This is a genomic window from Burkholderia sp. AU45388, assembly GCF_030481585.1.
Classification (GTDB): domain Bacteria; phylum Pseudomonadota; class Gammaproteobacteria; order Burkholderiales; family Burkholderiaceae; genus Burkholderia; species Burkholderia sola.
Genome location: NZ_JAUJPV010000018.1, coordinates 103,932 through 116,319, shown reverse-complemented (window position 1 = coordinate 116,319; position 12,388 = coordinate 103,932). Strand labels below are relative to the sequence as shown.

Below are 12,388 nucleotides of genomic sequence, written 5' to 3'. Positions count from 1 at the left end.
TTGGGTCTTATTTGTGGCTCAGCCGGCGCACCAGCCAGTCGCCGAACGATTGCACGATCTGCACGAACACGATCAGGATCGCGACGACCGTCCACATCACTTCCGGCAGATAGCGCTGGTAACCGTAGCGGATCCCGAGATCGCCGAGCCCGCCGCCGCCGATCGCGCCCGCCATCGCCGAATAGCCGACCAGCGACACGAACGTGATCGTCAGGCCCGCGACGATGCCGGGCAGCGATTCGGGCAACAGCACCTTGAAGACGATCTGCGACGTGGTCGCGCCCATCGATTGCGCGGCCTCGATCAGCCCGCGGTCGACTTCGCGCAGCGCCGTCTCGACGAGACGCGCGATGAACGGCGCGGACGCGAGCGTCAGCGGCACGACCGCCGCGGCCGTGCCGATCGACGAGCCCGTGACGAGCCGCGTGAACGGAATCACCGCGACCAGCAGGATGATGAACGGCGTCGAGCGGACTGCGTTCACGATGCCGCCCAGCACGCGGTTCACCGCGAGATTCTGCAGCACGCCCTGGCGGTCGGTCAGGTAGAGCAGCACGCCGAGCGGCAGGCCGACGAGCGCGCCGACCGCCCCGGAGATGCCGACCATGATCAGCGTCTCCCAGAACGACTGCACGAACATATCGAACATCTCACTCAACATACGAAAGCTCCTCTACCACCACACCTTGCTCGCGCAGGAACGCGAGCGCCTGCCCGACCTTGCCCGGCTCGCCGCCCGCGAGCACCGCGAGCGAACCGAATGCCTGCCCCTGGATCTCGTCGATCTGGCCGTGCAGGATATTGAAATCGAGTTCGTACCGGCGGATCGTCTCCGACAGGATCGGCTGGTCGACCCCCGAGCCCGTGAACGCGAGCCGCAGCAGATGCCCGCTGCCCGTCTTCAGCCGCTCGGCCACGCGCGCCTTCAGCGCGGGCGGCAGTTCCTGCGCGATCACGTCGCCGATCAGCGCGCGCGTCACTTCATGATGCGGCTGCAGGAACACGTCGATCACGCGGCCTTCCTCGACCACGCGACCCGCATCGAGCACCGCGACGCGATCGCAGACCTGCTTGATCACTTCCATCTGGTGCGTGATCAGCACGATCGTCAGGCCGAGCTCGCGGTTGATGCGCTTCAACAGATCGAGGATCGAACGCGTGGTTTCGGGGTCGAGCGCGGACGTCGCTTCGTCCGACAGCAGCACCTTCGGCTGGCTCGCCAGCGCACGGGCGATGCCGACGCGCTGCTTCTGCCCGCCGCTGATCTGCGACGGATAGCGGTCCTTCTGCGCGGACAGCCCGACCAGGTCGAGCAGCGGCAGCACCGCGGCCTCGATGTCGGCACGGCTCGCGCCGGCCAGCTCGAGCGGCAGCGCGACGTTGTCGAACACCGTGCGCGACGACAGCAGGTTGAAGTGCTGGAAGATCATGCCGATCTCGCGGCGCGCTTCGCGCAGCGCGCCGGCCGACAGCAGCGTGAGATCGCGCCCGCCGACGACGACATTGCCTTCGCTCGGCCGCGTCAGCAGGTTGATGGTGCGCACGAGCGTGCTCTTGCCGGCGCCGCTTCGGCCGATGATGCCGAACACCTCGCCTTGCGGGATCGTCAGGTTGACGTTGTGCAACGCTTCGACCCAGCCGCCCGGGCCAGCGAAACGCTGCGAGAGATTGCGTAATTCGATCATGTAAAAAACAAAACGGCGGCCGGCCGGCGAGTGGGCCCGCCAGTCGGCCGCCGATGCATCTGGAATAGCCGGCGATTTTACCGCAAACCCCTCATTCCCCTTAATAATCGATTTCGATCTTTTCATAACCAGACGAAATTAGAGGAGCGCGGCTGGGCTCGCGCCGGAAGGCCGCGACTATGATCGCGAAACGCACATGCCAACGAACAGGAGACACGCCCGATGAGCACCCCCACCACGCCGGCCACCGCATCCGCCGCCACCGGGTCGGCGCCTTCGGCGCCCGCGCCGCGCATGGGCCGGCTGCGTACCGCGGACGGGCTCGAACTGGCGTCGTACCGCTGGCCGGCGGGCGACGGCACCGCGCCGCCGCGCGCGACGATCGCGCTGGTGCACGGCCTCGCCGAGCACGCGGGCCGCTATGCCGCGCTCGCTGGCCGCCTGAACGCAGTGGGCATCGACGTGCTGGCGATCGATCTGCGCGGGCATGGCCAGTCGCCCGGCAAGCGCGTGTGGGTCGAGCGTTTCGACGGCTACCTGAACGATGCGGACGCGCTGGTCGCCGAAGCCGCGCGCGGCGATGCGCCGCTGTTCCTGATGGGGCACAGCATGGGCGGCGCGGTCGCGGCGCTCTACGCGATCGAACGCGCCACGGCCCGCGGCCACGCGCTGGCGGGCCTCGTGCTGTCGAGCCCGGCGCTTGCGCCCGGGCGCGACGTGCCGCGCTGGATGCTCGCGCTCAGCCGCGTCATCAGCCGTGTGTGGCCCACTTTCCCCGCGATCAGGATCGATGCGGCCCTGCTGTCGCGCGATCCGGCCATCGTCGCGGCCAATCGCGCCGATCCGCTCGTGCATCACGGCACGGTGCCCGCACGCACCGGCGCGGAGATTCTCGACGCGATGGCGCGCATCGAAACCGGCCGCGGCGCGCTGCGCGTGCCGGTGCTCGTCTATCACGGCACCGAGGACAAGCTGACCGAACCCGACGGCAGCCGCGCGTTCGGCGCGCACGTCGGCTCGCCCGATCGTACGCTGACGCTGTACGAAGGCGGCTTCCACGAAACGATGAACGATCTCGAACGCGACCGCGTGATCGACGCGCTGATCGCGTGGATTCACGCGCGCGCGCCGACGCGCTGAGCGCACCCGGCCCGGCCGGCCGAGCGGGAATCAGATCCCGGCGAGCACGCGCAGGTGCGCGACGACGCTGCGGCCGAGCGCGGACAGGTTGTAACCGCCCTCGAGGCAGCTGACGATACGGCCCTGCGCATGTCGGCGCGCGACGTCGACGACCCGCGCGGTCAGCCATTCGAAGTCGGCTTCGACGAGGCCGAGATTGCCGATGTCGTCCTCGCGATGCGCGTCGAAGCCGGCCGACACGAACAGCATCTGCGGCTTGAACGCGTCGAGGCGCGGCAGCCACAGCATGTCGACGGCTTCGCGGATCGCCATCCCGTTGCTGCGTGCGGGCATCGGCAGGTTGACCATGTTCGGCGCCTGATGATCGACGCCCGAGAACGGATACAGCGGATGCTGGAAGAAGCTGCACATCAGCACGCGTTCGTCGTTCGCGAACGCCGCCTCGGTGCCGTTGCCGTGGTGCACGTCGAAATCGATGATCGCGACACGCTCGATGCCGTGTACGTCGAGTGCGTGCCGCGCGGCGATCGCGACGTTGTTGAAGAAGCAGAAGCCCATCGCACGCGCCGGCTCCGCATGATGACCTGGCGGGCGGACGCCGCAGAACGCATTCGCGTAGCGGCCTTCGATCACCGCGTCGGTCGCCGCGATCGCGGCGCCGGCCGCGCGCAGTGCCGCGCGCCACGTGTCGCGATTCATCAGCGTATCGGGATCGATCTCGACGTAGCCGTCGACCGGCGTCATGCTGCGGATGTAGTCGATGTGCGCCTGCGTATGCACGCGGCCCAGCGCGACCTCGCTCGCGAACGGCGCGGTTTCGTGCACGATCAGGTCGTCGATACGGCTCGCGATCAGTTGATCCTGGATCGCCGACAGGCGGGCCGGACATTCCGGATGCCATTCCCCCATTTCGTGCAGCATGCAGTCGGGGTGCGTATAGAAAGCGGTTGCCATAAGCTGTCATCCGCGGCGCGCGGTGCGTCGCAGGTCTCCCTCAATGATGTCCATCGTCTGCCGCGAATTCGCCGCTAACTTACCACAACGGGGGCCGGCTTCGGCCCGGCGCGCCGGATGCGTCGGGTATACTGCGCCGAACACCATCGCCCTGTCCGCCCGCTTCGACATGAATTCCAGCAAGCCTGCCGCCCTTCTCTCCGCGCTGTTCCGTGTCCGCGCTCCGCTCGTCGCCGCTGCCGTCGCCGCTGCCCTCGGCACCGCGCCTGCCGTCGCGCAGACGCAGCCGGCGAAGCCCGCCGGCATGCTCGTCGCCCAGTCGCAGCCGCAGCAGCCGACCCCGCAAGGCCAGACCTTCGAAGAGGAAATCGTTCCGCAGCGTTACGCGAACAACGCGAAGGTCGACGCGTTTATCGACGAGATGGTGAGCCGCAACGGCTTCGATTCGGCGAGCCTGCATGCGCTGTTTTCGCGCATCAGCTATTCGGCGACGGCCGTCAAGCTCGTGAAGCCGGCTCCGACGCCCTCGGTCAAGAACTGGCGCGTCTATCGCTCGCGCTTCATCGAGCCGATCCGTATCAACGCGGGCGTGAAGTTCTGGAAGGCGAACCAGGCGGCGCTGCAGCGCGCGTCCGAGCAGTTCGGCGTGCCGCCCGAGGTGATCGTCGGCATCATCGGCGTCGAAACCATCTATGGCCGCTACATGGGCAATTTCCGTGTGCTGGACGCGCTGACGACGCTCACGTTCGACTACCCGGACACGCCGAATCGCGACAGCCGCCAGGCCACGTTCCGCAAGAACCTCGAAGACTTCCTCGTCTGGACCCGCGACAACCAGCTCGACCCGACCACCGTGCTCGGTTCGTACACCGGCGCGATCGGGATTCCGCAGTTCCTGCCGAGCAGCATCCGGGAATATGCGGTCGACTTCGACGGCTCGGGCCACGTCGATCTGCGCAGCAGTCCTGTCGATGCGATCGGCAGCGTCGCGAACTACCTGAAACAGCACGGCTGGGAAACCGACCGCCCGGTGGTCTGGCAGATCACGCCCGACACGGGCAGCCTGGGCATCGCACAGGCCGCCGCCGACGGCCAGCCCGAACCGCACTGGGCGCTGTCGCAACTGCTGCGCGCGGGCATGACGCTGAACGAGCCGACGGTCAACATCACGACCGAAGCCGGCACGCCGGTGACCGTGGTCGACCTGCCGACGCCGGGGCGCGCGACCGAATACATGCTCGGCCTGAAGAACTTCTACGTGCTGACGCGCTACAACCGCAGTTTCTTCTACGCACTCACCGTGTACCAGCTCGGCGAAGCCGTGAAAGCGCAGATGGAAGCGAGCGGCGCGCTGCAACCCACCGCTGACGACGCGCAGCCGCAGTAATCACCGGCCACGCCCAAAGCAAAAGCGCCGCAGTTCATAGAACGCGGCGCTTTTTTCATCGATGCGCGAATCGCGCACCCCTGTCGCTCACGCGGGAAACACGCCCGTGGACAGGTAGCGGTCGCCGCGATCGCAGACGATGAACACGATCGTCGCATTCTCGACCTGGCGCGCGATGCGCATCGCGACTTCGCATGCGCCGCCCGACGAAATGCCCGCGAAGATGCCTTCGACCGCCGCGAGCCGGCGCGTCATCGTTTCCGACGCTGCCTGGCTCACGCTCTCGACGCGGTCGACGCGGCTGCGATCGAAGATGGTCGGCATGTACGCTTCCGGCCACTTGCGGATGCCCGGGATACGCGAGCCGTCTTCCGGCTGCGCACCGACGATCTCGATCGCCGGACTCCGTTCCTTCAGGTAACGCGACGTGCCCATGATCGTACCCGTCGTGCCCATCGCGGACACGAAGTGCGTGATACGCCCTTCGGTATCGCGCCAGATCTCCGGCCCCGTTGCTTCGTAGTGCGCGACGGGATTGTCGGGGTTGCCGAACTGGTCGAGGATCACGCCCTTGCCTTCGCGCTGCATCTGCTCCGCGAGGTCGCGCGCCAGTTCCATCCCGCCCTTCACCGGCGTCAGGATGATTTCGGCGCCGTACGCCGCCATGCTCTGGCGGCGCTCGACCGACAGATCCTCCGGCATGATCAGCACCATCTTGTAGCCGCGGATCGCCGCGGCCATCGCGAGCGCGATGCCCGTGTTGCCGCTCGTCGCCTCGATCAGCGTATCGCCCGGCTTGATGCGGCCACGCGCCTCGGCCTTGCTGATCATCGACAGCGCCGGGCGATCCTTCACGGAACCGGCCGGATTGTTGCCCTCGAGCTTCGCGAGCAGCACGTTGTTGCGCGCGCGAATCTCGTCGTCCGGCAGGCGGACCAGTTGCACGAGCGGCGTATTGCCGATCGTGTCTTCGATAGTTTTGTAAGCCATGGATATACCGTGAGTGCGAGGCCGATCAATCGATCGATTGTAAACCAGCACCGGCACCCGCGCCGGCAACCCCATTGCGACGATGGAATACGCGTGCCGCGCGGTTCGCGGTTCGCGTTTCGCCGCGCACGTGGTCCCACGCAAAAAACCCGCGGCATGCCGCGGGAAGCCGTCGCAACGACGGCGACTGAAGGAGCCCTGTGTCGGGTACGCGCGACCCGTTATTTCTGCGCGGTGCGGGCCGGTGCGGCGGCAGGCTTCGCTGCCGCCGGTTTGGTTGCGGCCGACGGCGTGGCACCCGGACTGGCCACCGCACCGATCGTCAACCCTTCCTGCTGAAGCCGCTCGACGGTATGCCCGCCCATGCCCTTCACGCGCGCGGCGAGATCGTCCGCATTCCTGAACGGACCGCGCGCGCCGCGCTCGTCGAGAATCGCCTTCGCCCGCGCCGGCCCGATGCCCTTGATGCCGACGAGCGCGTCCTCGTTCGCGGTGTTGACGTCGACGGCCGCCCACGCCGACGCCACTGCGCCGAGCATGACCGCTGCGGCAAACCATTTCCTGATCATGTGCTGGATCTCCGAAGAAAAACGGCCGGCGGCTGCCGACCGTGAGACCCAGTCTATCGATGCAACGCGCCGGTTTAAACCTGGCCGGATAGCCAACGCACGTAGCGGTCGACGCCTTCCTGCACGGTCAGGAACGGTGCGTCGTAGCCGGCCGCGCGCAGTTTCGTCTGGTCCGCCTGCGTGAAGCACTGGTACTTGCCGCGCAGCGCATCGGGAAACGGCACGTACTCGATCAAGCCCTGCTCGACCTGTTGCGCGAGCGTCAGCGGCGGCTGGTTGTCGAGCGCGCGCAGCGTGTTCACGACCGTCGACGCGATATCGTTGAACGGCTGCGCCCGGCCCGTGCCGAGGTTGAAGATGCCCGACTTCTCCGGATGATCGAAGAAGAACAGGTTCACCTTGGTCACGTCCTCGACCGACACGAAATCGCGCGTCTGTTCGCCCGGCGCATATCCGTTGTACTCGCCGAACAGCTTCACCTTGCCTTCCGCGCGGAACTGGTTGAAGTTGTGGAACGCGACCGACGCCATGCGGCCCTTGTGCGTCTCGCGCGGGCCGTACACGTTGAAATAGCGGAAGCCCGCGATCTGGCTCGTCGCGCTCGGCAGCACGCGTCGGATCACCTGGTCGAACAGGAACTTCGAGTAGCCGTACACGTTCAGCGGCGCCTCGACGTCGCGCTCCTCGACGAAGCGTGTCGAGCCGCCGTAGATCGCGGCCGACGATGCATACAGGAACTGCGTGCCCTGCGCGAGGCAGGTATCGAGCACCGCGCGGCTGTAGCGGAAGTTGTTGTCCATCATGTAGCGGCCGTCGGTTTCCATCGTGTCCGAACAGGCGCCTTCATGAAATACCGCGCGTACCTTGCCGAAATCGCCGCGCGCGAAGCGTTCGACGAATTCGGTCTTGTCGAGATAGTCGTCGATCTCGCAGTCGACGAGATTGCGGAACTTGTCCGCGCGCGTCAGATTGTCGACCGCGATGATGCGCGTCTCGCCGCGCGCGTTGAGCGCCTTGACGATGTTCGCGCCGATAAAACCGGCTGCGCCGGTGACGATGAGGGTCATGATCGTCCTGCCTGAAAAGTGCGAGCCATTCGCGCGGCGCGCTCGTCGCGCCGCCGAATGCGCTCAGTGAAACAGTTCGTCGTAGTCCACCGTGGCCGTGCCGAGCTTGCCGACCACGATGCCTGCCGCGCGATTCGCGAGCACCACGGCGTCGACGAGCGGCACACCGGCGCCGAGCATCGTCGCGACCGTCGCGATCACGGTGTCGCCCGCGCCCGACACGTCGAACACTTCGCGTGCGAGCGCCGGCGCATGCAGTTCGCCGCCCGCGGAAAAAAGCGTCATGCCCTCTTCCGAACGCGTGAGCAGCAGCGCGTCGATGCCGAGATCCGCACGCAGAGTCGCGACGCGTGCGCGCAGGTCGTCTTCCGATTTCCACTGCCCGACCACCTCGCGCAATTCCGCGCGATTCGGCGTGATCAGCGAGGCGCCGCGATAGCGTGCCCAGTCGTCGCCCTTCGGATCGACCAGCACCGCCTTGCCGGCCGCACGCGCCTTCTCGATCATCGTCGTGACGTGCGTGAGGCCGCCTTTGGCGTAATCCGACATCAGCACGACGTCGTGCTGCGGCAGCAGCGCATCGAAGCGCGCGAGCCCCGCGAGCAGCACCTCGTGCGTCGGCATCGCCTCGAAGTCGACGCGCAGCAGTTGCTGCTGGCGCGCGAGCACGCGCAGCTTGATCGTGGTCGGCAACGCCGGATCGCGCTCGAGATGCGGCGTCACGCCGCTACTGCCGAGCAGCTCGACGATCCGCTCGCCGGGTTCGTCGCAACCGACGACGCAAAGCAGCCCGGCCTGGCCGCCGAGCGTCACGGCATTGCGCGCGACGTTGGCCGCGCCGCCGAGCCGTTCTTCCTGACGCTGCACGTGCACGACCGGCACCGGCGCTTCAGGCGAAATGCGATCGACGTTGCCGAACCAGTAGCGGTCGAGCATCACGTCGCCGACGACGAGCACACGCGAACGCGCGAGTTGCTCGCGCGGCACCGGAACGACTTCGCGAAGAGTATTCATCGTACGTTCAGCCACGGGAAAACGACTGGGGATCGACGTACGGCCGGCCGATCGCGTAGTAGTCGATGCCGAGTTCGGCCATCGCGTCCGGCTCGTACAGGTTGCGCCCGTCGAAGATCACCGGCGCCTTCAGCTCGGCCTTCAGGCGCGTGAAATCGGGGCTGCGGAATTCCTTCCACTCGGTCACGATCACGAGGGCGTCCGCACCCGTAACCGCGGCGTCCTGCGTGTCGACGAGATGCAGTCGCGCCAGCGCGGTCGCATCGTCGCCGAAATCCAGCGCGAACACGCGCCGCGCTTCGTCGACGGCCACCGGATCGTAGGCGCGCACGGTCGCGCCGCGCTCGAGCAGCGCGGCGATCAGGCGACGGCTCGGCGCCTCGCGCATGTCGTCGGTGTTCGGCTTGAATGCCAGGCCCCAGACCGCGAACTCGCGGCCCGTGAGGTCGACGCCGAAGCGCTGCTCGATCTTGCCGATCAGCACGTCCTTCTGCGCATGGTTGGCGGCCTCGACGGCCTCCAGGATGCGCAACGGCTGGCCGTTCTCGCCCGCGGTGCGGATCAGCGCCTGCACGTCCTTCGGGAAGCACGAGCCGCCGTAGCCGACGCCGGCGTACAGGAAGTGGTAGCCGATGCGCGGATCGGAGCCGATCCCGCGGCGCACGGCCTCGATGTCGGCGCCGACCTTGTCGGCGAGATTCGACATCTCGTTCATGAACGAGATACGCGTCGCGAGCATCGCGTTCGCCGCGTACTTCGCGAACTCCGCCGACCGCACGTCCATGTAGATCGTGCGCTCGTGATTGCGGTTGAACGGCGCGTAGAGCTTCTTCATCTTCTCGCGCGCGATCGTGCCGGTTTCGTCGTCGTCGACGCCGATGATGATCCGGTCCGGGCGCATGAAATCCTCGACCGCTGCGCCTTCCTTCAGGAATTCCGGGTTCGAGACGACCGAGAAGCGATGCGCGACGCTCCCCGCGAGCCCACGGGCGGCCAGCGCCTCGTCAACCACGCCGCGCACGCGACGTGCGGTGCCGACCGGCACCGTCGACTTGTCGACGATCACCTTGAAGCCCGTCATGTGGCGGCCGATGTTGCGCGCGGCCTCGAGCACGTATTGCAGGTCGGCCGAGCCGTCCTCGTCGGGCGGCGTGCCGACCGCGATGAACTGGATCTCGCCATGCGCGACGCTCGCCTCGATGTCGGTCGAGAAACGCAGGCGCCCCGCCGTGCGGTTGCGCGCAATGATGTCCAGCAGCCCCGGTTCGTGAATCGGCATCCCGCCGTTGTTCAGGATGTCGATCTTGCGCGGATCGACGTCGAGACAGAAGACGTCGTGACCGATCTCCGCGAGGCAGGCGCCCGTGACGAGACCGACATAGCCGGTGCCGATGATGGTGATTTTCATAGATGTTCCGGTACTTCCCGGTAATTGACTAACTTGGCCGCCGGGCCGGACCCGGCGGCAACCGCAGCGCGTTGGCTCCGCGTGCCCGGATCAGCCCGGCATCGCGGGTTCGACGCGGCGCGGCGCATAGGTTTCCCAGCCGCTGCATCCGGGGCACTGCCAGTAGAAGAGCCGTGCCCGGAAACCGCAATTCTGGCACGTATACCGTGGCAGATTTTTCGTGCGCTGCTTGATCAGCGCACGCATCATTTCAAGTTCCTTACGGCGCGGTTCGTCGGCCGCCGCGATCTGCGCATCGAGCAGGTGCAGCATTCCCGACAGGTTCGGCGACTTTTCCATCTGCGTGCGTGCGAGCGTGTGCGCCGCATCCTGGCCGCGCAACCCGGCAATATGCTGATAGGCGATGTCGAGCAGGTCGTTCGACGGATAACGATCGACGTACCCCATCAGCAGTTCGGCGCCTTCGACGTTCTTGCCGAGCGCGACATACGCCTTCATCAGCTTGTCCGCAACGAGCGGCAGATACGCCGGGTTCTGCGCTTCGACGCGCTTCCAGTGCTCGATCGCGGCCGCGTGGTCATCCGCCGCTTGCGCCGCGTCGCCCGACAGGATCGTCGCACGGACATTCTGCGGATTCACGGTCAGCGCAAGGCGCAACTGCTCGGCCGCCGCCGCGGCATGCTTGCGCTGCAGCGCGTCCTGCGCGAGTTCGCAGTGAAACTGCGCAATTTCGATGCCAAGCGGCTTGTCGCTCATCGATTCGATGCGTTTCGCCGTATCGATCGACTTGTTCCAGTCCTTCTCGATCTCGTAGATCGTCAGCAGCGCCCGCTGTGCGCCGAGCGCGTAGTCGCCGTCCGCGAGCTTGTGGAACGCCTCTTCGGCGCGATCCAGCAGCCCGGCTTTCAGGAAATCCTGGCCCAGTTCGTACAGCGCGTGGTCGCGCTCGTTGACCGGCAGATCGGTACGGCTCAGCAGGTTCTGGTGCACGCGAATCGCGCGGTCGGTCTCGCCGCGGCGGCGAAACAGGTTGCCGAGCGCGAAGTGCAGCTCGACCGTTTCGGGGTCGAGCTTGGCCACCTCGATGAACGCATCGATCGCCTTGTCGGGTTGTTCGTTCAACAGAAAATTCAGGCCGCGAAAATACGAGCGCGGCAGGTTGGCGCTCTCCGACAGGAGATTCTTCAGGTCATAGCGTGACGCCGCCCAACCGAGCGCGAACGCGACCGGAATCGCGAGCAACCACCAGAAATCCAGATCCATGCGAAATATCGAAGCAGAGACGAAAACCGCGCGATTGATCGCGCGGCGTCCGGGTTAAATGACGGGCGGCATCGGCGGCTGATCGATGACGGCAGGCGTTTCGCGCGCCGCACGCAGATCGCGCTTCAAACGCCCGTTCTCGAGACGCAGACGGAAGATCGAAGGCAGCGCGGACAGCAGGCCGGCCAGCAGCCCCACGGCGAAGAATGCCAGGCCGATCAGGATCAGCGGCGCTTGCCATGCGTAGCCGGCAACGAAATTCAGCGTCGCGGTTTGTGTATTGGCCAGCGCAAGCACCAGCAGCAGGACGAACACCAATACCCGGATCAGCCAGACGATAAACTTCATGAAGCCCTCTCTTTGTTGAGGTTTGCCGCGGCGCGCGACTCCCCTTCGTCGCACCGAATCGAGCCGTATTGTAAAGGAAGCGTTTCCGCGGCTGCGCACATCCTGTGCGCAGCATTGCGGGTCGGTTGCCGGACATGCCGCCGGAAATGAAAAAAGCGCCCGCAAGGGGCGCTTTTCTTTTCAGCCTTCGCCGGACAGGTTCCGGGCACACCGAACGACGCTCAATGCTCGTCGTCCGGATCGTCAGCCTTCAGCGGTTCACCGGCGCGGCCATCGACGCGTTCACGCAATTCCTTGCCGGGTTTGAAGTGCGGCACGAACTTCTCGGGCACCTGCACTTTCTCCCCCGACTTCGGGTTGCGTCCGACGCGCGCCGGGCGACGATTGAGGCCGAAGCTGCCGAAACCCCGAATTTCAATGCGATGCCCTTTCGCCAGGGCGTCGGACATCGCATCGAGCATCGTTTTCACCGCGAAATCCGCATCCTTGAGGACAAGTTGCGGAAATCGCGATGCCAGCTGCGCGACCAACTCGGATTTGGTCATACTTCAGCAGACCTCGTA

General features: G+C 66.3%; 13 protein-coding genes. 2 read left to right on the top strand and 11 right to left on the bottom strand.

Annotation, left to right across the window (positions count from 1 at the left end):
• Positions 1-7: 7 nt before the first annotated feature.
• A complete protein-coding gene (locus QZM72_RS25310; protein WP_006476559.1) occupies positions 8-661 on the bottom strand; it encodes a methionine ABC transporter permease in 654 nt (217 codons plus the stop codon).
• Positions 651-1,685 (bottom strand): methionine ABC transporter ATP-binding protein, encoded by a 1,035-nt coding sequence (locus tag QZM72_RS25305; RefSeq protein ID WP_301739512.1) that lies wholly within the window; start codon positions 1,683-1,685, stop codon positions 651-653. Before QZM72_RS25305 ends, QZM72_RS25310 begins: the two co-directional genes overlap by 11 nt.
• Before the next feature lie 222 nt (positions 1,686-1,907).
• On the opposite strand from QZM72_RS25305, the gene QZM72_RS25300 reads away from it, so the two are divergent.
• Positions 1,908-2,825 carry an alpha/beta hydrolase gene (locus QZM72_RS25300; protein WP_301739511.1) on the top strand — a complete coding sequence of 306 codons (918 nt, stop codon included), beginning with the start codon at positions 1,908-1,910 and terminating at the stop codon, positions 2,823-2,825.
• A 30-nt stretch (positions 2,826-2,855) separates the two neighbouring features.
• Here the strand turns inward: QZM72_RS25300 and QZM72_RS25295 are convergent, their stop codons facing one another.
• On the bottom strand, positions 2,856-3,779 hold the full coding sequence (locus QZM72_RS25295; protein WP_301739510.1) for a histone deacetylase family protein: 924 nt from the start codon (positions 3,777-3,779) through the stop codon (positions 2,856-2,858).
• Between the two features lie 43 nt (positions 3,780-3,822).
• On the opposite strand from QZM72_RS25295, the gene mltB reads away from it, so the two are divergent.
• On the top strand, positions 3,823-5,166 hold the full coding sequence (mltB, locus tag QZM72_RS25290) for a lytic murein transglycosylase B (RefSeq protein ID WP_301739509.1): 1,344 nt from the start codon (positions 3,823-3,825) through the stop codon (positions 5,164-5,166).
• Positions 5,167-5,253: 87 nt separating this feature from the next.
• On the opposite strand, the gene cysM is transcribed toward mltB, so the two are convergent.
• The 8 genes from cysM to QZM72_RS25250 form a co-directional block, all read right to left on the bottom strand.
• Positions 5,254-6,156 (bottom strand): cysteine synthase CysM, encoded by a 903-nt coding sequence (gene cysM / locus QZM72_RS25285; protein ID WP_301739508.1) that lies wholly within the window; start codon positions 6,154-6,156, stop codon positions 5,254-5,256.
• A 221-nt stretch (positions 6,157-6,377) separates the two neighbouring features.
• A complete protein-coding gene (locus QZM72_RS25280; RefSeq protein ID WP_089466937.1) occupies positions 6,378-6,725 on the bottom strand; it encodes a helix-hairpin-helix domain-containing protein in 348 nt (115 codons plus the stop codon).
• Positions 6,726-6,799: 74 nt separating this feature from the next.
• The gene (rfaD, locus tag QZM72_RS25275; protein WP_089466936.1) at positions 6,800-7,792 is read right to left on the bottom strand and encodes an ADP-glyceromanno-heptose 6-epimerase; all 993 of its coding nucleotides are present in this window, start codon (positions 7,790-7,792) and stop codon (positions 6,800-6,802) included.
• A gap of 63 nt (positions 7,793-7,855) precedes the next feature.
• Entirely contained in the window at positions 7,856-8,806 is a 951-nt protein-coding gene (rfaE1, locus tag QZM72_RS25270) for a D-glycero-beta-D-manno-heptose-7-phosphate kinase (protein WP_089466935.1), read from the bottom strand.
• 7 nt (positions 8,807-8,813) lie between these two features.
• Entirely contained in the window at positions 8,814-10,214 is a 1,401-nt protein-coding gene (locus QZM72_RS25265) for a UDP-glucose/GDP-mannose dehydrogenase family protein (RefSeq protein ID WP_301739507.1), read from the bottom strand.
• 90 nt (positions 10,215-10,304) lie between these two features.
• Entirely contained in the window at positions 10,305-11,477 is a 1,173-nt protein-coding gene (gene lapB, locus QZM72_RS25260; protein ID WP_301739506.1) for a lipopolysaccharide assembly protein LapB, read from the bottom strand.
• Positions 11,478-11,531: 54 nt separating this feature from the next.
• Positions 11,532-11,825 carry a lipopolysaccharide assembly protein LapA domain-containing protein gene (locus tag QZM72_RS25255; protein WP_012328123.1) on the bottom strand — a complete coding sequence of 98 codons (294 nt, stop codon included), beginning with the start codon at positions 11,823-11,825 and terminating at the stop codon, positions 11,532-11,534.
• A 221-nt stretch (positions 11,826-12,046) separates the two neighbouring features.
• Positions 12,047-12,370: an integration host factor subunit beta gene (locus tag QZM72_RS25250; protein ID WP_089466932.1), complete on the bottom strand. Its 324-nt coding sequence runs from the start codon at positions 12,368-12,370 to the stop codon at positions 12,047-12,049.
• Positions 12,371-12,388 lie beyond the last annotated feature (18 nt).

Excerpts from the sequence above, each read along its gene's own strand:
- rfaD (WP_089466936.1), bottom strand. The coding sequence starts at position 7,792 with ATGACCCTCATCGTCACCGGCGCAGCCGGTTTTATCGGCGCGAACATC.
- rfaE1 (WP_089466935.1), bottom strand. The coding sequence starts at position 8,806 with ATGAATACTCTTCGCGAAGTCGTTCCGGTGCCGCGCGAGCAACTCGCG.
- QZM72_RS25300 (WP_301739511.1), top strand. The coding sequence starts at position 1,908 with ATGAGCACCCCCACCACGCCGGCCACCGCATCCGCCGCCACCGGGTCG.
- cysM (WP_301739508.1), bottom strand. The coding sequence starts at position 6,156 with ATGGCTTACAAAACTATCGAAGACACGATCGGCAATACGCCGCTCGTG.
- QZM72_RS25255 (WP_012328123.1), bottom strand. The coding sequence starts at position 11,825 with ATGAAGTTTATCGTCTGGCTGATCCGGGTATTGGTGTTCGTCCTGCTG.
- QZM72_RS25280 (WP_089466937.1), bottom strand. The coding sequence starts at position 6,725 with ATGATCAGGAAATGGTTTGCCGCAGCGGTCATGCTCGGCGCAGTGGCG.
- mltB (WP_301739509.1), top strand. The coding sequence starts at position 3,823 with ATGATGTCCATCGTCTGCCGCGAATTCGCCGCTAACTTACCACAACGG.
- QZM72_RS25265 (WP_301739507.1), bottom strand. The coding sequence starts at position 10,214 with ATGAAAATCACCATCATCGGCACCGGCTATGTCGGTCTCGTCACGGGC.
- QZM72_RS25295 (WP_301739510.1), bottom strand. The coding sequence starts at position 3,779 with ATGGCAACCGCTTTCTATACGCACCCCGACTGCATGCTGCACGAAATG.
- QZM72_RS25310 (WP_006476559.1), bottom strand. The coding sequence starts at position 661 with ATGTTGAGTGAGATGTTCGATATGTTCGTGCAGTCGTTCTGGGAGACG.
- QZM72_RS25305 (WP_301739512.1), bottom strand. The coding sequence starts at position 1,685 with ATGATCGAATTACGCAATCTCTCGCAGCGTTTCGCTGGCCCGGGCGGC.
- lapB (WP_301739506.1), bottom strand. The coding sequence starts at position 11,477 with ATGGATCTGGATTTCTGGTGGTTGCTCGCGATTCCGGTCGCGTTCGCG.
- QZM72_RS25250 (WP_089466932.1), bottom strand. The coding sequence starts at position 12,370 with ATGACCAAATCCGAGTTGGTCGCGCAGCTGGCATCGCGATTTCCGCAA.